The organism is Alcanivorax sp. (genome assembly GCF_002726155.1).
GTDB lineage: Bacteria > Pseudomonadota > Gammaproteobacteria > Pseudomonadales > Alcanivoracaceae > Alcanivorax.
Map to the genome: position 1 here is coordinate 49,631 of NZ_PBSH01000007.1, position 21,287 is coordinate 70,917.

Annotated in this window: 17 protein-coding genes and 3 tRNA genes; 7 read left to right on the forward strand and 13 right to left on the reverse strand. The window is 58.3% G+C overall.

Features of this window, described 5'->3' with window-relative positions; genetic code table 11:
* Window positions 1-8: 8 nt before the first annotated feature.
* From CL546_RS02470 to CL546_RS02490, 5 genes are all read right to left on the reverse strand, one after another.
* Window positions 9-2,801, reverse strand: a complete 2,793-nt coding sequence (locus tag CL546_RS02470; RefSeq protein WP_290492854.1) for a tetratricopeptide repeat protein — start codon at window positions 2,799-2,801, stop codon at window positions 9-11.
* The gene (locus CL546_RS02475) at window positions 2,798-3,676 is read right to left on the reverse strand and encodes a hypothetical protein (RefSeq protein WP_290492856.1); all 879 of its coding nucleotides are present in this window, start codon (window positions 3,674-3,676) and stop codon (window positions 2,798-2,800) included. Before CL546_RS02475 ends, CL546_RS02470 begins: the two co-directional genes overlap by 4 nt.
* A complete protein-coding gene (locus tag CL546_RS02480) occupies window positions 3,639-6,395 on the reverse strand; it encodes a bifunctional glycoside hydrolase 114/ polysaccharide deacetylase family protein (RefSeq protein WP_290492858.1) in 2,757 nt (918 codons plus the stop codon). The genes CL546_RS02475 and CL546_RS02480 overlap by 38 nt, the downstream gene beginning before the upstream one ends.
* A 168-nt stretch (window positions 6,396-6,563) precedes the next feature.
* The gene (locus CL546_RS02485) at window positions 6,564-7,124 is read right to left on the reverse strand and encodes an HNH endonuclease (protein WP_290492860.1); all 561 of its coding nucleotides are present in this window, start codon (window positions 7,122-7,124) and stop codon (window positions 6,564-6,566) included.
* Between the two features lie 322 nt (window positions 7,125-7,446).
* The gene (locus CL546_RS02490; RefSeq protein ID WP_290492861.1) at window positions 7,447-8,091 is read right to left on the reverse strand and encodes a DUF3047 domain-containing protein; all 645 of its coding nucleotides are present in this window, start codon (window positions 8,089-8,091) and stop codon (window positions 7,447-7,449) included.
* A 261-nt stretch (window positions 8,092-8,352) separates the two neighbouring features.
* Between CL546_RS02490 and CL546_RS02495 the strand changes: the two genes are divergently transcribed.
* Both CL546_RS02495 and CL546_RS02500 read left to right on the forward strand, forming a co-directional pair.
* Complete coding sequence (locus CL546_RS02495; protein ID WP_290492862.1) at window positions 8,353-9,948, forward strand: GMC family oxidoreductase; 1,596 nt, start codon at window positions 8,353-8,355, stop codon at window positions 9,946-9,948.
* 261 nt (window positions 9,949-10,209) lie between these two features.
* Entirely contained in the window at window positions 10,210-11,856 is a 1,647-nt protein-coding gene (locus CL546_RS02500; RefSeq protein WP_290492863.1) for a hypothetical protein, read from the forward strand.
* Between the two features lie 152 nt (window positions 11,857-12,008).
* Here the strand turns inward: CL546_RS02500 and CL546_RS02505 are convergent, their stop codons facing one another.
* Window positions 12,009-13,553 (reverse strand): adenylate/guanylate cyclase domain-containing protein, encoded by a 1,545-nt coding sequence (locus CL546_RS02505; protein WP_463671027.1) that lies wholly within the window; start codon window positions 13,551-13,553, stop codon window positions 12,009-12,011.
* A gap of 169 nt (window positions 13,554-13,722) precedes the next feature.
* On the opposite strand from CL546_RS02505, the gene CL546_RS02510 reads away from it, so the two are divergent.
* The 5 genes from CL546_RS02510 (at window position 13,723) to CL546_RS02530 (ending at window position 17,055) form a co-directional block, all read left to right on the forward strand.
* Window positions 13,723-14,280, forward strand: a complete 558-nt coding sequence (locus CL546_RS02510) for a nitroreductase family protein (protein ID WP_290492865.1) — start codon at window positions 13,723-13,725, stop codon at window positions 14,278-14,280.
* A complete protein-coding gene (locus tag CL546_RS02515) occupies window positions 14,277-14,729 on the forward strand; it encodes a YiiD C-terminal domain-containing protein (protein ID WP_290492866.1) in 453 nt (150 codons plus the stop codon). The genes CL546_RS02510 and CL546_RS02515 overlap by 4 nt, the downstream gene beginning before the upstream one ends.
* Window positions 14,726-15,172 (forward strand): MAPEG family protein, encoded by a 447-nt coding sequence (locus tag CL546_RS02520; protein ID WP_290492867.1) that lies wholly within the window; start codon window positions 14,726-14,728, stop codon window positions 15,170-15,172. The genes CL546_RS02515 and CL546_RS02520 overlap by 4 nt, the downstream gene beginning before the upstream one ends.
* 91 nt (window positions 15,173-15,263) lie before the next feature.
* Window positions 15,264-15,351 (forward strand) — tRNA-Ser (locus tag CL546_RS02525).
* Between the two features lie 225 nt (window positions 15,352-15,576).
* Entirely contained in the window at window positions 15,577-17,055 is a 1,479-nt protein-coding gene (locus CL546_RS02530) for an AbgT family transporter (protein WP_290492868.1), read from the forward strand.
* A 135-nt stretch (window positions 17,056-17,190) separates the two neighbouring features.
* Here CL546_RS02530 and CL546_RS02535 read toward each other — a convergent pair whose 3' ends face one another.
* The 7 genes from CL546_RS02535 to CL546_RS02565 form a co-directional block, all read right to left on the reverse strand.
* Window positions 17,191-17,559: a DUF4870 domain-containing protein gene (locus CL546_RS02535; protein ID WP_290492869.1), complete on the reverse strand. Its 369-nt coding sequence runs from the start codon at window positions 17,557-17,559 to the stop codon at window positions 17,191-17,193.
* A gap of 43 nt (window positions 17,560-17,602) precedes the next feature.
* Window positions 17,603-18,427, reverse strand: a complete 825-nt coding sequence (gene queF, locus CL546_RS02540) for an NADPH-dependent 7-cyano-7-deazaguanine reductase QueF (protein WP_290492870.1) — start codon at window positions 18,425-18,427, stop codon at window positions 17,603-17,605.
* Window positions 18,428-18,488: 61 nt separating this feature from the next.
* The gene (locus CL546_RS02545) at window positions 18,489-19,262 is read right to left on the reverse strand and encodes an ABC transporter permease (RefSeq protein WP_155134204.1); all 774 of its coding nucleotides are present in this window, start codon (window positions 19,260-19,262) and stop codon (window positions 18,489-18,491) included.
* Window positions 19,259-20,191 (reverse strand): ABC transporter ATP-binding protein, encoded by a 933-nt coding sequence (locus CL546_RS02550; protein WP_290492871.1) that lies wholly within the window; start codon window positions 20,189-20,191, stop codon window positions 19,259-19,261. Before CL546_RS02550 ends, CL546_RS02545 begins: the two co-directional genes overlap by 4 nt.
* A gap of 63 nt (window positions 20,192-20,254) precedes the next feature.
* A complete protein-coding gene (locus CL546_RS02555) occupies window positions 20,255-20,926 on the reverse strand; it encodes a histidine phosphatase family protein (RefSeq protein ID WP_290492872.1) in 672 nt (223 codons plus the stop codon).
* A 164-nt stretch (window positions 20,927-21,090) separates the two neighbouring features.
* Window positions 21,091-21,166, reverse strand: a tRNA-Gly gene (locus tag CL546_RS02560).
* A 34-nt stretch (window positions 21,167-21,200) separates the two neighbouring features.
* A tRNA-Glu gene (locus CL546_RS02565) sits at window positions 21,201-21,276 on the reverse strand.
* Window positions 21,277-21,287: the final 11 nt, after the last annotated feature.

Genomic DNA, 21,287 nt, shown 5'->3' on the forward strand with positions numbered 1-21,287 from the left:
ATTCACTCCTAGTAATAAACTCTATATTGCAGCCCAAAGCGGTAGCTGTCTTCACCACTACCCCCACTATTGAGCTGTTGTTCTGCGTACAGCTTCCATTCATCCCGGCCGATCAGCGGCCCTTCCACACCGAAGCGGCCGGTAAAACCCGCTCCCGAAAGACTGTTATGGCTGTAACCTATTTCTGCCCAGCCCTGCAAACGGTGCGGACGAATATGCACATCCGGCTGACCCAGCAGAAGCACCACTTCCGACTCGTGATAGTCCTGCGGCAGCGGTAACGTCTGGGCACCCGGCGGCAGCAAGGCACGCACTTCGGCCATGCTGTCTTCACCGGCAGTAAAGTCCGCCTGGGTATGCCTCACCCGCACCCCGGGAGAGAAACGTGACAACCAGGGGCGCCAGGTACTCTGGGCATTAATGATGCTGCCACTGCCCAGATCACTATCATTGAGATCCTGATAGTCATAGTTGGCCCAATCCACGCTGCTTTGCCAGGTAGAGGATGGCGACCAGTTCAGCAACCACTGGCTACCCGTGCGCGACGCACCGAGAATCAGCTGGGACGACTCATCTGCGGGCATGCGCCATTGGTAATTCAGGCTACCGGACCAGTACCGGGTCCAGTTGGCGCCCAGCTCCAGATCCGCCATGGTTTCGCTGTTGCCCAACAGGTTGCGCTGGCCCAGCTCCAGGCGGCTGCGGAACCGCTCACGCTGGTAAGCCAGCGCCATCGACAGCCGCTGCTCATCATCACTGATTTGCAGCAGTTCATCGTCATTGCTGCTGAAATTGCGCTGGCGGGCTTCCACAGACAGCTGGGTAAAGTCACTCAGTGGCTGGTACTGCACAAACTGCAGATCCTGAATATCCAGCGCCCCCAAACGGCGCTGTTCAATATGAAACTGTGACGAGCGAGCCGCGGGCAACAGCAGGCTTTCCTGCAGGTTATTGCTCCCGGCCAATTCCGGTGACCCGGCCTGTATCGCCATGAAAGTGTTGGCAGCCCGGCGTGGTTCATCCAGGCGCACCTGGGCTTCCAGTTGCTCGGACAGCGTAAGCTGGCCCTGATACTGCTCACGGATCTGCGCCACCGCGTCCAGATCATCCTGCACCAGTGCAAAAGCCAGTGCCGAGCCGGCTTTGAGCGCCCCTTCCGCCTGCTGTTTACGCAAATACCAACTCTGGGCCAGCAAGGGCTCTGACTGCCCGATCGCCCATTGCGCCAGCCACTCGGCCCGCGCCACCGGATCACGATCCATGCCTTGCGTTTGCGCCCGGGCCAGCTTCAGCGAAGTATCGCCATCGTCAAACAACAGACTCAACGTCAATTGCATATCCCGGTAAATGGCCTGCTTTTGCGGCTCCACCGTCAATGGCAATTGTTCCTTCAGGTGCCGCAGCACCGGCCAGGCCTGCCCGTTTCGACCGGTGGCAATCAACGTCTGAGCGTAATACCACTGCCGCTCCCAGTTCCGGGGTGCGGTTTTCAGCAATTCAGTTTCATAGCGCAGCGCTTGCTCCGCATTCCCCAATGCCATGTGTGATGCCGACAACACTTCCCAGTAGCGCCGATCACTTCGGGCCGCGCCTTCCCAGGTAACCAGGGCCTGGCGAAGCTCCCGGTCCTGGCCGGTCGCAATCAGCAGCCACATCCAGCTGACCCGGGTTTCCCGGTCAGCCGGATTCAGGGCCAGTGCTTTCTGCAACCAGCGCTGCGCGGCTTGCGGGTCCCCGCGACGCAATTGCAGATTGGCATAGAAGCGCAGAAATTCCGGAGTCTGTATCAGGGTTTGCCACTGCTCTTCACTCAACCCTGCAAGGAAAGCATCAATGGCCTCATCATCACGGCGATCGTTCAGTTGATAGAGCGCCCCCAGGGCAAATTGCGGATTACGGTTCTTCTGCCAGGCCCGATCCATCAGTGACGCCACACGATCCGGGCGGTAATAACGGGCCAGCGTGATGTAATGGTACAAATCGGTAATCTGGTCGTCGTCGTGGTCCACCAATTGCTGGTAACGATCCAGCGCCAGATCCCACTCACCCAACTCTCCGGCCATCACCGCAATACGCCGGGACAGTGCCGGCGAATAGGCTAAATCACTGGCGTCACGGTCCAGGTCCTGCAGGGCTTTTTCGCGCTGACCATCCAGCCAGAACAGGTCTGCCGCCTGGGCAGCCATGGCCTCTTCCGGGCCAAAGCGGTCCATGTATTCGCGGGAGTAGCGCGCAGCCAGCACATCCTCACCCTGATTCAAGGCGAGGCGCTGCATTTCGCGCAATGCAGCCTTGCTGGGATAACGTCGGCGCCAGTCTGCGAAGAAACGCAGGCCCTCATCCGGTTGGCCCAGCAGTTCATACTGCTGACTGATGGTGGCGATGATGTCGGCATCGTAGGGAGAGGCGCTCAACAGCGCCTTGTTGGCCCGCAGCGCGAGGCGGTTGCTGTAGGTCAGCGGCGCCAGCACCAGCACCTGCTTCCAGGCCTCAGGATCATTAGTGCGCAAAGCCACCTGCCGCCAGGCTTTCAGCGAGGTTTCCGGGTCCCCCTGCCAACGGGATATCTCCGCCAGCCGACGCCACCAGCGCTCATCATCCGGGCGCCAGTAAAGGGCGTTTTCAGCCACCTGCCGGGCTCGAACCAGGTTCCCCGACCCCACAAATACCTGGTAGCTGCGGTCGTAGTAGCGCTCCACATAGGGCGCCGGCGTGTCCGCATGGACAAGCGGTACCGTAGACAGCGCCAAGGGAAAAATGGCCGCGTGGAGCCATCGTCGTATCAGCGGGCGGCGGGTCATCGGCGGCCCTCCACGGACGGCAGATTCAATAACAACACCGCATAGTGCTCGGCCAGGGGCATGTTGCCGCCGGCCTGGGCCAGGGTCATCAAACGGTACAACACGGCCTTGTCGTTATAGAACACACGCTCGCGCGCCTGAGCCAAACGCAGTGCCTTGCCATGCAGACTGCCCGCCTGCAATGCGTTGAGTGCGGCGAGAAAGTAACGTTTACGCACCGTGTAATTACCGCGCGAATCCATGGCGGCAATATACGCATCCGCAGACTCGGAATAGCGCCCGTGGGCAAGCAGTACTTTCGCCGCCTTTACGTACCACTGGCTGGGATTGGCCGCACTATCAGCCAACCGGCGATAGGCCTGCACTGCCAGGTCCACGCTGCCCATGGCCAAGGCCATCTCGGCGAAACGAATGCGTTTTTCACTGTTCAGGGCCGCCCAGTCAATCGCGCGCAAACGGGTCAGGGTTTCATGCTCAAGCATGGTGCCACGACGGTTGTCGGCGTCTATGGCCATTAAACGGGTAAAATCCCGGCGCAATTCCAGCCAGGCGATCTGGGTGTCGTAGCGCCCATTACTGTCCACGGTCACGACTTGCAGCTGCTCATCCGCCGCCACGAAGTTACCTTGCAGAATCAATTCCCGGGCCATCAACAGGCGCAATTCGTGGTCATCCGGCTTGGCTTTCAGCCAGGCTTGCATATAGCTGAACGTCACCGCATCCAGACGCGCACTACGCAGGGACGAGGACAAATCCCGCGGGAACACCATCCAGCACACCACCGCGATAAGAATCAGAAAGGCAAATAATTCCGGTAGACCAACAACCCGCAGCCGCTCAGTGCGGACATTGTAGCCGTAGCTCGTTGAGCTCACGCGCCGCACTCCTGTAGTGGTAGAGCCGGCCTTCCCTGCCGGCCGGTTTCAGTGTTTTTCCCTGATGAGACAATGTGCAGCCCCCGGCATTGCCCAGTGAAAACGCCAGCGACGTCAGGGCCTCCAGGGAGAAACGCAGGTTTCGCCCGTCGCGGGAAAAGGCCGTCAGGCGGCCATTCGCCTGCTGCAAATACGGCACCCGGCTGTCCTTGTCGCTGGATGCCTGGCCTCGCCAGTAGGCATTAGCGCCGCTCAAATGCACATAGCGCCTGGGCTTGTCTTCACGGTAGCCGGCCACACCGCTGCTTTGTGCCAACGCCGGAAACGCCAGCCCGTCCGGCAGCCGTAACGTACGTAGCTGGCCGTTGCCCTGAATCCACCATTCGTCACCACGGCGGCCAATCACCATATCGTTGAAATCCAGCACCTTGCGACTGTAGTCCGACGCAAACAGCGGAAAATACGGCTGCTCACTGGCCCATTGATACACCCGTCGCAGGGACTCCAGTGATGCATTCTTGCTGGCGATATAGGTGTGGTAGTAAATATCCACCGGTTTAAAACGATAGGGCGTTTCGGTCAGTTTGAAAGTTTCAATAACCCGCTCAAACCCATAGAACGGCCCGGTCCAGTTATTGGTGTAGATGTTTTCATTCTGGTTGGGCGCGTAGACCTGGTATTCATCCCCTTTCGGGATACCAATGCCCTTCACCAGCGTCCAGGTGGGCTGGCTGTTGGTGATGGTCGTATCGCTGCCGTTCATGTTCAACAGCCCACCTTCACGGGCCGCTTTCAGCGCTTCCGGTGTGGGAATAGTGTCACCGCTCCACAGCACCATGCGGGTTTTCTTTCCCGGCGGTAACAGCTCGCGCTCGATATAATTTGCCGACCCGACGACTTCACGCACCGGGTCCATGCGGTAGTCCGGCAGCGGTAGCCGCAGCTGCCCTTCCGGCCCGTACAGCTCCCCGGGGTTTGCCTGGGCGTCGTACCAGAAGAAGGGATGCGAGTAGGTATGCGTTGCCGCTTCCACATGGGGCAGGGCAAACATGGCGCGGGCAATACGCTGCAGTTCGGGGGCCATTTTCGGGTACAACCCTTCGCTGGACACTTCCCCTTCAATCACGGAAATGGTGGTGGGAATATCAAATTTCTCGAGAATTTCATCCAGCAGCACCAAGGCATCCGCCTGCCCGCGGTACCCTTCCACTTCTGCCAGGCTGGGGAAACCATCGCCGTCCATGTGCGCAAACAACAGTCGCCGCCCGTTTTCGGTGGTCACGTCCGGAATAGGCATCTCGGGCAATTGCAGCGCTTCGCGGGTAAAGCTGAGCGGGTTCAACACCCAGCGATCCATGCCGTCGCCCTGCACGCCAGGCAAAATAGAACGAATCAGAAAGGGCTGGAAGGCATAACCGCCCCAGGGGGTTGTCGCTGCGGGGGTAAACGTCTGGTTCTCGCTGCGTAATTTTAGCCAGGGGGTGGCGTTGTCGTTATCCACCGGCGCAGACAGCTCCAGCAGTTTCGGCAACGGGATTTCAAAGCCCATATCCGGGTGCTGAGAGATAATCTGTGGCGGGCTTGCTGGCGTGTTACGCGACTCAAAACCGAAATCCCGGGCATGGGGACCCTGTGGGTCAATGGCAGGATAACCCAACATAAGGATAGGCACACCAGCCTCTTTCTGTTGCGCCAGCCAATCTTCAAAGCCATCACTGGCGACTTCCGAATCTTCCAGCCAGATAACAATACCCGCATAACGGCCGGCCAGCGTGCCCGCCGGCATGGGCGCATCCACGGCCCGAATATCCGGCACCAGCCCCTGAAACTGCAGGGGCATCAGCCCGTAACGCACCGCATCGGTCAATTCCCAGGTGCGCTCCTCGCTGCCGCCGTACACCAGCAGCACCTCGCGGGGCAGAATTTCCAACTCCCCCACACCCATCATATCCAGCGCCGGGTTGGTGACCCAGGGGATGACGTTGTGTTGGGCAATGTCGCTGGCGATCTTGCGCGCCTGATCACGGGACGCAGGTGGCGCATAATCAATGGCGATAGTGCTGACGCCATAACGCTCGCGGACCTGCTCAAACTGGCCCAGCAGCCAGGCCCTGTCTTCCTCCGGTACAGCAGTAAACTGGTCCTTGTCCGGCAACCACCGCTGGTAGAGGGACTCGGCCGCCACCGCATCCACCCGGGCCTGCACCAGCGGCATCAGTTCGAAACCACGGTTAAAAATGAAACCCGCCTGGGGATGGCGCTCGGCGATGGCATTAATCAGCGTCGCCAGCCCCTGTCGCTGACGTTCACGCTCGGCCTCGTCTTTGGCAACCAGCTGGTAACTGTCCAGGGTATCGAGGAAAAAGCCACGGTAGCCTTGGGCCCAGAGCGGTTCGATCACGGCATCGATAAAGTAACGGCGTAGCGCCGGAGAAGATTGATCCAGAATGAACGAGCCCCAATCCGGGTTCTCGCCCAGCAACCAGGCTTTGTCCAGCCCGGCAAAGTAATGCCGTTGGGCCAGCACCTCCCCCAGGCTCACATAGGCATAGAAGTTATCGTCCTGATACGCCTGCGGCACACTGTCCGCCTGGTCCGGCTCCACCACAGGAAAGTCATACGCGGCCAATGAAGGCCATGGGATATCCGGGCCGTAATAAAAAGCCGCCGTTTTGGAATCAGCCCCGCTCTCTGCCGCGCTGGCGGCAACAGCAATCAAGCAGCAAAACGAGAAAATAACGTAGCGAATGGATTATCCCCTGAGCACAAAATACGAACACTATTTCAGTGTAACGGAATTGCCATCAAGGCAAAGTGAAATATGGTAACTGGAACAGTGGCGGGATAAATAAAAACGCAGGGGCCCCTGCATTTTTTACATTCTGTTTTATAACAACCGGCTTTCTTTACCAAACTGACTGCGCAGAAACTCCATTTGATCACCGCGGATACGGTGGCTGTTAATCAGTGCCAGGTATTCCGCCATATTCGGCACATAGGGCAATGCCAGTAATTCCATGTCGATTTCGTCAAGCCGATGACTGCCCTTGCGCTGGTTACAACGCCGACAAGCTGATACCACATTCAGCCAGCGATCCCTGCCCCCCCGCGAAGTGGGCACGATATGATCACGGGTGAGCACGTTTTCTGGAAACGGTTTGCCACAATACAGGCACAGATGCTGGTCGCGACGGAACAAGGCCCGGTTGGTCAACGGCGGTGCCGGGCGTCTGTGGTTATGGGTCACGCCATCGCAGGCAATGATCGAATGCAGCGACAGGCTGGAGCGAGTGCCGGTAAGGCGGCTGGTACCGCCGTGCAGCCGGTAGATCACATCCCCCAGCGTCCAGGTCACCAACCCACGCGCATAGAGGGTGGCGGCCATTTGCCAGTCGAGCCACTCGACCGGTGTACCGGCTTTATCCAGACGCAGAATCCGTTCACTCATGGGCAACCTCAGCAATGTGATCAGGCATGGCTGTGTCAGATATAAACGTAAAGTAGTGACGATTCTGCGACACCAGGGTCGGCGGAAAGGGACAGGGACAGGGAGAGGCAGAGGTACCGTCCAGCGTGTACCGGCGGAGGGAAGTGAATGGCCTGTGGCTAAGCATGAACACGATGGCAGCGCCTTTACCCGGTTATCTCTGATTAACCTGCCACGACAGGCTAATCACAGACACCGGATTGAATAAATAATAAACAGCTCGCGGTGATGACCGCAACTTTCTTTATCTCTCTTTATCCCTCGCGCATCCGTTTATTCATTTTCATTCATCCGACTCAGCAGCACGGAACACCGGCAACCGGTAACAGCTCATCACCCGGGTGCCGGTATTATCGCCATCCGTCATGATGGCTACCGCGTCCACGCTCTCCACCTCCATGTCATGGAAACGCTTAAAATCCGCCTTCACATTGCGAGAGAAACGGTGCCAGGGGCCGGCACCACCCGGCCCCTGCACCACGACCATCTCTGCCTGGCTGGCAAACGGGTTGGGCCAATGGACACCAGGCTCAGCGTCACGGGACCAGACGTAGTTGATGGCGCGCGTCTGCCAGGGCAACCAGCCCTTTTTCACCACGTACACGCGAGCCTGAAAGTCATCCCCCGCCTTGCTTTGCTCCAACGTGTCAGGCCAGGACGGTACTGTCTGTGCCTGCCATTGCCACGTGAGCCAGGGCGTCTGATTGAGATCCACCTGTTGCTCCTGCACCAAGCCCGACGCTGTCCCCTGCGCAAGAGCTTGCCAGCAACCATTCACTTGCCGGTACTCCGTATGCCCCGCGAATTCCACTTCCCGCCAACCCTGCGGCACATCCGAAACCGCCAGAACAGGCATTAGGGCCAAAGACAGCGCCACCCAGCGTGGTATACATTGGACTTGCCGGTCACAAACAAACCTCGTTTTCATGGGCCGACCTCCTAAAATACGCCGAGGAGCCTCTGAAAAACTCCTTACATGCTCAGTCTTTCAGGCTGGTTCGCAATCTAGGCGCACTTTTGAAGGCATGCTGGTTGCCTGTCGAAAGAGTGCAACAACGAGTGCGGGCCAGCCTGGAAGACCCGAAGGGCGTGACCTGAAGCGCACATCTGCACGCTTCAGGCCACGCTGAGCACGCAAGGAGTTTTCCAGAGGCTCCTTTTACTGTGCCATTAGCCGAAGGCAGACACCATGCAGTTTGATTACATCATAGTCGGCGCCGGTTCTGCCGGCTGCGTACTCGCCAACCGTCTTTCCGAAAATCCGAATAATCGCGTGTGCCTGCTCGAAGCCGGCCCCGCCGATAACAGCCTTTTCATTCGGATACCTGCGGGCATCATTTTGATGATGCGCTCCAACGCGCGAAACTGGCGCTATTACACCGTACCGCAGAAGGCCCTCAATAACCGCCAACTCTATATTCCCCGCGGAAAAACCCTGGGTGGCTCCTCCGCCGTTAATGCCATGTGCTACACGCGAGGTCACAAATGGGACTATGACCAGTGGGCGGAACTGGGCAATAAAGGCTGGGGCTTCGATGATGTCCTGCCTGTTTTCAAACGCTCCGAGCATTATGAAGCCGGTGAAAGCACTTACCACGGTACCGGCGGCAAGCTAAACATCGCCGACCTGCGCTACACACATCCGGTAAGCAACGCCTTTATCAAAGCCGGCGTGGAAGCCGGCCACCCCGCCACCGACGACTTCAATAATGATGTCCAGGAAGGCGTGGGCATGTACAAGGTCAACCAGAAGGATGGTGAGCGCTGCGGGGTATCCAAAGCCTACTTGCACCCGGTAATGGACCGCCCCAACCTGACCATCATGACAAATGCGCTGGTCAATCGCGTCCTGTTCGAAGGCAAGCGAGCCATTGGTGTGGAAGTGGAACACAACGGGCAGATTCGCACCTTGAAAGCGGACAATGAAGTCATCCTGTCCGGCGGCGCCATCAATTCGCCACAAGTACTGAAGTTGTCCGGGGTGGGCCCGGCTGCCGAGCTGGCCGAGCACAACATCCCGCTGGTTCATGAGCTACCCGGTGTCGGCGAAAACCTGCAGGACCACCCAGACGCACTGGTTGTACATAAAAGCCTGCGCAAGGACACCTTGAGCCTGGCGCCCGGCGCACTGCTCACCACCGGCCTGAAAGGCATCTTTAATTTCTTCTACCGCCGTAACGGCCAGCTCACCTCCAATGTGGCGGAAGCTGGCGGCTTTATTAAATCCCGCCCGGAAGAAACGATCCCGGACCTGCAGCTGCACCTGACCGCGGCCAAGCTGGACAATCACGGCCTCAATACCTTGTTCAGCATGGGCTACGGCTACTCCGCCCACGTCTGCATCCTGCGGCCAAAAAGCCGCGGCAGCATCACCTTGCGTGATGCCAACCCGCGATCGCCGGCATTGATCGACCCGCGCTTTCTGGAACACCCGGATGACATGGAAGGGATGGTGCGCGGCGTAAAGGCCGTTCGCAAAATCCTGGCGCAACAGGCGCTCGACGATTGGCGTGGCGATGAAATCTTCCCGGGCAAGGACGCACAAAGCGATGAAGAAATTCGCGAGTTCCTGCGCCAGAAGTGCGACAACATCTACCACCCCGTGGGCACCTGCAAAATGGGCAGTGATGATATGGCGGTGGTAGACGCGGAACTGCGCGTACACGGCCTGGAAGGCCTGCGCGTAGTAGATGCTTCCATCATGCCAACACTGATTGGCGGTAACACCAATGCCCCGACCGTGATGATTGCCGAAAAAGCGGCTGACGCCATTCTCGGCAAGTAACAAAGCAGCATCGCTGGCTGAGGCCCCGGGGACGGGACGCCACACGGCAACCGCCCCGTCTGCGAACAATGGGTAGGAGCTCCCTTCCAGGGGACTCCTACAGCGGCTTCGTAGAAAACCCGAAAGCTGGAGCACGCTTCCAGCCTTTACTATCTATCATGTTGTAGCTCGCAACTCGTCGCTTGTTTCACCCTACTGTCATATTTTTTTTACACACTGCCCCCCTTCTGGTGATTGCGTGATATCCGTTTGGGGGGATGTATGGTCGATGCAGTTTCATCACCGCGTGCACAATTGGTCGAGTTGTTGTGGCAGCTTAAACAGAATTTTGATCAGGAAAATGACAGCAATCTGCGATTTGTTCATTTCAACACGCTGCTGAACGACCCGGTCTACCGAGCGGAAATCATTACTCGCGCTATTCAAAGTGACAACCGAAAAATCCGGGCGCTGGGGCTGAAGCTGCAGGAAGCCAACCGGGACGGCGTATTGCTCCACAAGCGCCCTTCCGCCAACCTGCCGACCACACTGACTAACCCGGATATCGCGGAAACCCTGGGCAGCCGACACACCACCACCAGCAAACCGTCAGGCATGTATGCCTGGTTGGCCCTTGCCCTCGTGGTGCTGTGCATAACGGGGTACTTCGCCTATAACCCGGTACGGCAAATGATCGCCGGACAGCAAACCATAAAAGGCTCCCTGTTCGGGCAAAACACCTGGCACGCCGGCACGACCTGGGTACTGGATGGCATTGTCTATGTGGAAGCAGGCGGCAGTCTGACCATCGAACCGGGCACACGCATTGAAGGCAAACCCGGTTCCGCCCTGGTGATTACCCGGGACGCCACCCTGTTTTCCCGTGGCCAGGAAAACGCCCCCATCGTATTCACCAGCACCCAGCCCGAAGGCACCCGCACTGCCGGTGACTGGGGCGGTGTGGTCATGCTAGGCAGCGCGCCGGTGAACGTGGCCAATGCGCATATTGAAGGCATTCCCGACGGCGATACCCGGGGAGCCTTTGGCGGCAGCGATGCGGACAGTTCCTGCGGCGTGATGGAATACACTCGCGTGGAGTTCGCCGGCTTCGAGGTTTACGCCAACAATGAACTCAATGGCCTGACCCTGGGCGGCTGTGGCAGCAGCACCATTGTTCGCAATGTGCAGGTCCATCGCGCGCTGGACGATGGTATCGAAGTGTTTGGTGGCACCGTGGATCTCAAGCACATCATTATTACCGGTGCTGCGGATGATTCACTGGACTGGGATATGGGCTGGCGTGGCCGGGTACAGTTTCTGGTGGCGCAGCAGCATGCCAATGTGGGTGACAATGCCTTTGAAGGCGATAACCTCAAGGCTAATCCGGATGCCACGCCCATTTCCGCGCCGGTTATGTATAACGTGACCCTGATCAGCCCGCGCAGCCATGAAAAATACCACCGTGCGATGACCCTCAAAGTGGGCTCCGGCGGGCATTTCAACAACATGATTATTGACGGCTTCTCCGGGGAAACCATCGACCTGAAAGGCGGCGAGACCGTGCGCCGGATTCAGGAAGGCGAGCTCACGTTCAACAGCATGATGGTTCATAAGGTCGGCAACCGGGGCCTGACGTTCTTCGACGCAGAAAGCATGGACAATGATGACGACAACGGTTTTGACGAGCGTCGTTACTTCCAGAGCCGTACCGTGGGTGCGCAGTTTGGCACCGACCCGCTGCTGACTCGCGATGCCACCAGCACGTCCCACCCGGATTTTGCCCCCACCTCACGCTCGCCTGCGCGCAATGGCGCCACGGCGATTCCGCAGGGAGAGTTCTGGGATGAAGCAGCGGATTATCTCGGTGCCATGCGCCCGGGCAGCGCGCAAACGTGGGCAGATAACTGGACGGCGTTCCCGTTGAATTAATGTATCGAGGGCTGAATGTCGGCTTACGGCTACGCCTAAGCCGACCTGCGGGACTGTCCGCGATACATCAGTCGAAAGTTCAAAGTGAAAAGTTGAAAAGGAAAACCGGGGGAGCTTTTCCGGCTCCCCTGTCTGAGCTTGTAGCTTGTAGCTCAGACTCTCACCTCGGTCTGCACTTTTTTCGCCGCGCGCCCCATCATCTCGATGACTTTCTCACGGTCGCGCGTTCTCATGATGTCGCTCTGCACGTGCAGACTGAAGCCTTCCGCTTCGTAGTCCACGGCCACCGTTTTGTCCTGTTTCAGGTCCGTGGCGGAACGGGCCAGGGTGCGTAAAATCGTGTTCTTGTCGAAATTACGGATACGCTCCAGATCGATGTGGATACCAAAGCCATCGGTTTGCGCCGACACGTAACGGTTCTTTGCCCCCGCATCCCGTTTGGCGCCTAACGCCTCGAACACCGGTATCGGCCGATTAAAGCCCTTCACCTGAATGTCGCCCATGCTGCGGCACTGAATCCGGTTATTCACCAGCGCCTGGGTCGCCTCTGAGATCAGCACGCCGCCTGGCCGACAGGCGGATTCCAGGCGACTGGCCAAGTTCACATCCGTGCCCAGAATGGTGTAATCCATGCGCGAATCAGTGCCGAAGTTGCCCACCGTGGCGTAGCCGGTGTTAATACCAATACGGATTTCCAGCTTGTGGTCGATGCCTTCACGCTGCCAGCGCTGGCGTAGCAGCTTCATTTGTTCCTGCATCTCGATGGCCATCAGCACACACCGGTACGCATCTTCCTGGGCGCCTTCGCTTTTCGGGTCACCAAAAAAGATCATGACCGCGTCACCAATGAATTTATCGATGGTGCCACCGTGACGCAGGGCAATGCGCGTCATCTCGCTCAGGTAGGTGTTCAGCATTTTGGTGAGTGTGGTCAACGGCAGCTCTTCGGAGATGGCACTGAATCCCTTGATGTCGGAAAAGAATACCGTCAGCCGTTTGCGCCGGGTTTCCAGTTTAGCGTCGCGTTTACCGGAAAAGATGGACCCCCATACCTGGGGCGGCAGATACTTGGCCAGCTTGCGCGACATATCCACCGCCTGCTTCTGCTGGCGACGTACCAATTCCTGGGCCTGTTTCAGGTAACGGGCCTGCAGGTGGGCAAACGCGGATGAGGCGCCCACATAAATACCCAGGCCAAGCATGGAAATAACCGACAGCAACACCGGCGTCTGTTCCGGCGACAGCACCTGAAAGCCCAGCATCCAGCCCATCAGCAAAGCACCAACCCCGGTCATCAACACATTCAGCAACCAGGGCTTGAGGCCGCCACTGCTGACAGAATTGGCATGCACAATAATCAACAACACCATGGCCGGCACCAGCGCAAAATGGAGCAAGGCACAGACCAGGCCAATCACCATGGCGTCCGCCTGCATTAACAACTGGTGAACGGTTTTGGTGGGTCGGTCCTGCTTGTCGAACAGGAACAGCAGCCCCTGGGCGGACATGGGATAGATGAGCAGCCCCGCCACCCCCAGCATGTACAGCTCGGGGAACAGGTTTAGCTTCAGGCCCGCCATCAGAATCATGGCGGCCACCAGAAAAGCCAATAGCCGGATGTAGTTTGCCTGACGGCGCGCCCGCTCCATGGGGCCCAGCTGGGGGCGGCGAGCTTTCTTTTTCGTCATGGAGGTCATGTGAACGGTTTCACGCGATTTCTGCGAAGCTTAGCGGTTTCCCTTCTAAGAAAAAAGACTGGGATGACTAAAGGTCTACTATTCCTTGCCACCGGAAACCAGCACATCCTGCAACTGGGACTCATCTGCAATTCGAGCTACCATGGCGCCGTTGTAATAGGAGCCCTGAATGGACACCCTCACCGCCCTGACCACCCGTGTATCCGCCCCGCGCCTGGAAGCCCCCGGCCCCAGCGATGAGCAACTGGACATGCTGCTGCGCGCGGCTATCCGTGCCCCGGATCATGGCCTGCTGCGCCCCTGGCGCTTTATCGTTTTACAGGGCCGCCAGCGCGAGCGCCTGGGCGACATCATGGTCGCCCATCTGCTAGAAGAACAACCCGACGCCGACGCCCGCGCCCAGGAGATCGCCCGCAGCAAGGCCCTGCGCGCCCCTACCATTATCGTGGCCGTGGCCGAAGTGACCGAGGGCCACAAGATTCCGGTCTGGGAACAGGTGCTGGCGGTGGGCGCTTCGGTGCAGAACATGATGCTCGCCGCCTACGAACAGGGTATTGGCGCCATGTGGCGCACCGGTGCCATGGCCAATTCCACCCTGGCCAAGGAAAAGCTCGGCTTCGCGGCCAAGGATCAGGTCGTCGCCTACCTGTACCTGGGCAAACCCGTGGGCAGCCTGAAATCCCTTCCCAGCGACAGCCCCGCTGATTTCATCCGCGAACTGCCATGATGGATCTGGCCGCGTTGGCAGAACAGGTTCGCGATGCCATTCCGCTTACCCGGCATCTGGATTTTCAGCTGGAGACCTTCGATGGTCACTCGCTGACCCTTACCGCCCCACTGGCCCCCAACCGCAACGACAAAGGCACCTTCTTTGCCGGCAGCCAGTCAGCCCTGCTAACCCTTGCAGGCTGGAGCCTGACTACCTTGCTGGCCCGACAAGCGGGTGCAACAGCGGATGTGGTTGCCGTTGAAACCGGCCTGAAGTACCTGCTGCCGCTGGACAGCGCCATGCATATCACTGCCTCGGCCAGCGCCGACGATATCCACCGCTTCGAGCAACGGCTGAAACGCCGCGGGAAAGCCACACTGTCGATTTTGGCGCAGGGTGCCAGTGCCAATGGTGCACGGGTCTGCGAATATCAGGGTCTTTATCTTGCGAGGATCGGATTGCCATGACTGCTGACATCACCATTATTACCACCCACCTTTATTTGCTTGCGTATGCGGGCTGGGCACTGTTTCTGCTTATCCTGCTGATCGCCGCCCGCTCCCTGGCCGTGTTGAGCGGCAAGAGCAAAGCGGACGGCTTTCCGCCTTACCACTACAACCCGGCTTGCCCGCTCAACCGGCTGCATCGCGCTTACCAGAACACGCTGGAATTGCTCGGCGTTCTCATCGTTGTCGTGGCCACCGCATTGTGGCTCGGCAACACTGCACTGAGTGACACCCTTCTGCCCTGGATCGTTGCTGCCCGTGTGGCCCAGAGCACGATTCATCTGGTTGGCGTCAATCACTGGCTGGTACAAATTCGCTTCGGCTTCTTCCTGGTTCAGGTGGCCCTGGTCAGCTGGCTGGCCGTGGATCAAACCTGCTCGCTGCTGTCACTGCTCAAACCCTGAGCAACCGGCGGCGGGACGCTTGCCTCCCGCCGCGCCCTCCGGTACTCTACGCGCCCTCAAGAGTTGCCCAGTGCGCTTTTGACGACAATCTGGTGAGGTGTCCGAGTGGCCGAAGGAGCACGCCTGGAAAGTGTGTATACCGCAAGGTATCGAGGGTTCGAATCCCTCCCTCACCGCCAAATATAAAAGCCCCGCAAACGCGGGGCTTTTTTTATGCCGCTTCGCGGCCGCAATACGGTTCACGCAGCACGCAACACGCTCCCCCCCCAACCCTGCGGCCACAGGGTGGCAGCTCCCAGGCATTAGTGTCAGGCCTCAGGCCTCAAGCGTATAGCGCTCCACCATCACTTGCCCGCGATTCACTCAACTCGCTAAAGTAGACGTTCATTTTGCGGGGAATATCCATGACTCATACCCACGGCTGGCTAGCTCGGTTGGAGCAGTTGGGCAACCGGCTCCCCCACCCTACCCTGTTATTTGTCTGGCTCTGCCTGCTGCTGCTTCCCCTCACCGCAATACTGGGCGCACTGGATATCACCGAGGTTCATCCTCTCACCGACGACACCATTAACGCTCGCTCGCTGCTCGACGGTGACGGCCTGCGCTATCTTTTCACCACGCTGGTGGGCAACTTCACCAGTTTTGCGCCACTGGGCGTGGTGCTGGTCGCCATGCTGGGGCTGGGTGTGGCAGAACAATCCGGGCTGCTATCGGTGAGCCTGGCCAGCCTGGTACGACGCGCCTCCGGCAGCGCGCTGGTGTTCACTGTTGCGTTTGCCGGCGTGCTCTCCAGCCTGACCGTGGACGCCGGTTATGTGGTACTCATTCCCCTCGCCGGGTTGGTATTCCAGCTGGCTGGGCGCTCCCCTATCGCAGGTATCGCCACCGCCTTTGCCGCCGTCTCCGGCGGCTTCAGCGCCAACCTGCTGGTGGGGCCGGTGGACGCTACCCTGGCCGGATTGTCCACGGAAGCGGCGCATATTATTGCCCCGGAACGTACCGTGGATGCCACCGGCAATTACTGGTTTATCATCGCGTCCACCTTTCTTGTCACCGGGCTGGTGACACTGGTCACAAGGACGCTGACCGAACCCCGACTGGCGCATTCCGGCGCTGCGACGGCCTCCTCCCCGGAGGTGCCACATATTCATCCCCGCGCCATGCGATGGACGGGTTTGACCCTGGTGGTGCTGCTCGCCGGGCTGGCGTTACTGGTATTGCCAGGTAACGCGCCACTGCGCCACCCCGAGACCGGCAGCATGCTGGGCTCGCCATTCATTCATGGTCTGGTGGTCATCGTGGCATTGATTGCGGGGATCTGCGGGGCGGTCTACGGCCGGGTCAGTGGGCAATTTCGCAGCAGTGGCGACATTATCACCGCCATGGAAACCACCATGGCGTCCATGGCCGGGTATCTGGTGCTGATGTTCTTTGCGGCGCAATTCGTCGCCTGGTTTAACTACAGCCAACTGGGCCTGCTGCTGGCGGTGAAAGGCGCCGCCTGGCTTGGCGCCCTGTCGGCGCCTAAAGTGGTGCTGCTATTACTGTTTGTGGTGCTCACCGCGCTGATCAATCTGATGATCGGTAGCGCCTCGGCCAAGTGGTCCATCCTCGCCCCGGTTTTCATTCCCATGCTGATGCTACTGGGCATTTCCCCCGAGGCCAGCCAGGCGGCCTACCGGGTTGGCGATTCCAGCACTAATATCATCACCCCGTTGATGCCCTACTTTGTGCTGGTCCTGGGCTTCGCCCGGCGCTATCAACCGGAAACAGGCATCGGCACCTTGATTGCCCTGATGCTGCCCTACAGCCTGACACTGCTGCTGGGATGGTCTGTATTGCTGGGTGTTTGGATCGGGTTTGGCTGGCCGCTGGGACCTTAAAGACAGCTACGAGCTACTAGCTTCTAGTCGCGAGGAAAAGATAGAACATTGCCAGCTCAATCACCGAAATAAAAAACGCGCCATTCGGCGCGTTTTTTATACTCGTAGCTCATAGCTAGAGGCTCGCTGCTGCTCTTACTTGATCAACCGAATCGTCAACGGATAACGATAGTACTCTCCGCCATTGGCCTTTACGGCAGCCACGATGGTCATCACCAGCCAGAAGATACCAATAATCGGCAGCAGGATGGCGCCAATAACCACGAAGGTGAGCAGGAAGGCGACAAAACCTGCGATGGAAATAGTGATATTGAAATTCAACGCTTCCTTGCCCTGATCATCCACAAAGGCACTATCGTCTTTTTTAACCAGCCAGATCACCAGTGGCCCCAGAATATTGCCGAACGGAAATACCATACCGACAAAGGCCAGCAGGTGGCATGCCAGACCCAGGCTCCGCTCTTCCTGCTTCGCCAGACCATTACTGTTATTTTCTTCGCTCATTCAAAGGCTCCTTGTTGAAAAATAAAACCCGCCACCACTCTTGCTACTGACGAATGGTGCGACGGTTGGGGAGGGGTTGTTCACTGTTGGAGCGGAACGGGTTGATATCAATGCCGCCCCGGCGAGTAAACCGGCCGTACACAGTCAGGTGACGAGGCGAACACTGGGCCATCAGGTCCACGAAGATCTGTTCGATAATCTGTTCGTGAAAGCCCTGGTGATTACGCAGCGACACCACATAACGCAAGAAACTGGCCGGGCTGATGGCACGGCCGGTATAGCGGATCACCACGGTAGCCCAGTCCGGCTGATCAGTAACCGGGCAGTGGCTACGCAGCAGGTGGGAATAGAGCTGCCCGGTTTGCTCGGAACCCTGATCGCAAAGCAGCAGGTCCGGACGATATTCATAATGCTCGAAGGACAAGTCGATATTGTCCACACAGTCACCACGGTCTTCCCAGACAGGGAAACCGGCAGACTCTTGCAACGAATACAACAGCACCTCGATATCGCCACCCACGGTGTGAGCCACATCTTTCTCGATGGCTGCACGCACTGCATCGCGGCTTTCAAAGCGGGTATTGGCAAACGAGTTCAGATACAGCTTGAGCGATTTGGACTCAACAATATTGGGGGTGGTGCAGGGAACACGCAGCTCGCACATGGCCACCAGGGGCTTGCCCTTGTCATTGAGCCAGGACAATTCATACGCATTCCAGATATCGGTCCCGTGGAAAGGCAGCGTGGTGTCTTCCAGTTCCAGGGATTCGCGGGCATCCCAGCGCGGCACCGGACACAACAGCGAAGGCATGTATTCGTCAACATACTCGCTGGAGCGACCCAGCGGCGTTTCCTTCAGATAGCTCATTTTAACCTCTTGGCACACCCGTCCATGGGACTTTAATCATAGCCGTATTTAGCCGGATTCGTTAGTGCCGAATACCGGTACCACGATGCAGCAGCCACAGCGCGAATAAATAGAAAGCGATCACAAACGCCAGAATGACGCCCAGCGAGGCATAAACATTCACGTCACTCACGCCCAGCACCCCGTAGCGGAAGGCGTTCACCATATACACGATGGGGTTGGCCAGGCTCACGGTGCGCCAGAACTCCGGCAGTAGATCAATGGAATAAAACACCCCGCCCAGATACGTCAGCGGCGTCAGAATAAACGTGGGCACGATGGCGATATCATCAAATTTGGTGGCGAAGGTGGCATTAATGAAACCGCCCAATGCAAACAACGCTGCGGTGAGCACCACCACCGTGATGGTGATAAAGACATGCTGCATGGACAGGTGCGTAAAGAACAGGCTGAGCAGGCTGACAATCAGCCCCACCAGCATGCCACGCACCATACCGCCCACCACATAGCCATTGAGAATCACATGGGACGGCATCGGCGAGACCAGCATTTCCTCAATGGAGTGCTGGAATTTGGTGGAAAAGAACGAGCTCACCACGTTGCCGTAACTGTTCTGGATGACACTCATCATGATCAGCCCGGGCACGATGTACTGCATGTAATCGAACCCGCCCATCTCTCCGATACGGCTGCCAATGAGATTGCCGAAAATCACGAAATACAACGTCATGGTGATTGCCGGTGGCAGCAGTGTCTGCGGCCAGATACGGGTGAAACGGCGAATTTCCTTGGTCACCAGGGTCAGGAACGCGACCCATTGCTCGCGTGCACTCATGATGCTTGCTCTCCTGGCAGATTCTGCTCGACCAACCGCACAAACAATTCCTCCAGCCGGTTTGCCTTGTTACGCATGCTCATGACCTCAAAATTGAGTCGGGCCAGTTCCACAAACAGGGTGTTGAGGCTTTCGCTTTTCGGCACCGCCACTTCCAGGGTCTTGGCATCGCGCAGCCACACCTCAAAACCTTCCAGCTGCGGAGCCTCGGTCACCGGCCGGGCCAGGTCCAGAACAAAGGTCTCCACCTGCAACTGTTCCAGCAGGGATTTCATATCGGTATTTTCCGCGATGATGCCGTGGTCAATAATGGCGATATGCCGACACAGCGACTCCGCTTCTTCCAGATAGTGCGTGGTCAGAATGATGGTTTTACCCTGCTCGTTCAGGCTGGTGAGGAAATCCCACATGGAGCGGCGCAGCTCGATGTCCACCCCGGCGGTTGGCTCGTCCAGAATAAGCAGCTCCGGCTCATGGACCAGGGCTCGGGCGATCATCAATCGGCGCTTCATACCACCAGAAAGTGTCCGCGACTGCTTGTCACGTTTGTCCCACAGCCCCAGCTGACGCAGGTATTTTTCCGCCCGTTCCCGGGCCAGCGGCGCAGGAATACCGTAGAACCCGGCTTGGGTCACCACAATATCGAACACTTTCTCGAACTGGTTGAAATTGAACTCTTGGGGCACCACACCGATCTGCTTCTTGGCCAGCGACCGCTGTGTATCCAGGGAGTAACCGAAGATACTGACGTCCCCGCCGGTTTTGTTGACCAGCGAGCTAATCACACCAATGGTGGTGGATTTGCCAGCGCCGTTGGGGCCGAGCAAGGCAAAAAAGTCACCCTTCTTTACCTCCAGATCAATACCTTTGAGCGCTTGCACGCCATTGGCATAGGTTTTGGTTAAATTGCGAATTGTCAGCGCGGACAAGGCACACCTCGTCTGAAGTCGGTAAACGGAGAAAAACGGCTATCAGGGCACAGAAACGCCCAACTAATCGCCCAAAGCACGGTGGCCGTGATCGCCACGCCATACCCAGTGAAGCTGACCGCCACTGAACCAAAGCCACAGCCCTTCCATCATCCAGGGCCAGTCATCCTCGGTAATACGGCGGTGGCCATGGAGTTCGGCCACCAGTACGGCAAGAATGGTGTCGTGTGTCACATGCACATTCAGGTGACCCGGTGCCGGTTCACGCTCACTCAGGTAACGCGCGAGTTTTGCGCGGCCTTCCGCCGGCGACAGCATGCCCTCGAAAGGTTGCTGCAGGTGCTGATTCAGGAATTTGAACGCGCCCATTTTCAGAAACGTGGGGCCGACCTGGTTCAGGTCTTCCACGTAACAACCGGGCTCTACCAGGGTGGTGTCAGTGGTGATTTCGGGAATCGTTTCCAGCAGGCCGGCCTTGCGGGCGCCTTCGGCCATGGCCTTGGCTGTATTCACGCAGCGACCCACCGGGCTGGAGAAAAACGCATCCACTGGGCGCGCCAGCTGGCTCCCCCACTCCCGGGCCATATCGATGCCTTCCGGCGTCAGGGGCAGGCGATAATCCGCAAAACCGTTCTTGGCCAGTTCACGCACAGAATGCCGCGTCAGCAGATGAACGGGTTTATCCTGCGGCAACAGGTTGAGGGCTTCCAGCAATCGCGGGTGTAGGCGCGCCATAATCTCTTCACTTAGGGTCAGGCCTTAGTGTACGGAGCACCGAAGCGAAAGCAAACCATGGGAAGGGGGATTAGTGTGGGTCGCGTGTATGCATGTTGCATGAAGCGCGATGCAGCCGCAGAGCGGCACAAAAAAAAGGGACCCGATTGGGTCCCTTTCTTGTTTGGAGCGGGAAACGAGATTCGAACTCGCGACCCCGACCTTGGCAAGGTCGTGCTCTACCAACTGAGCTATTCCCGCTTAACTGCTTGCCAGCTAACTACTAGCGAATTAGTGGCGTCCCCTAGGGGAGTCGAACCCCTGTTACCGCCGTGAAAGGGCGGTGTCCTGGGCCACTAGACGAAGGGGACCCGGGCTTGAC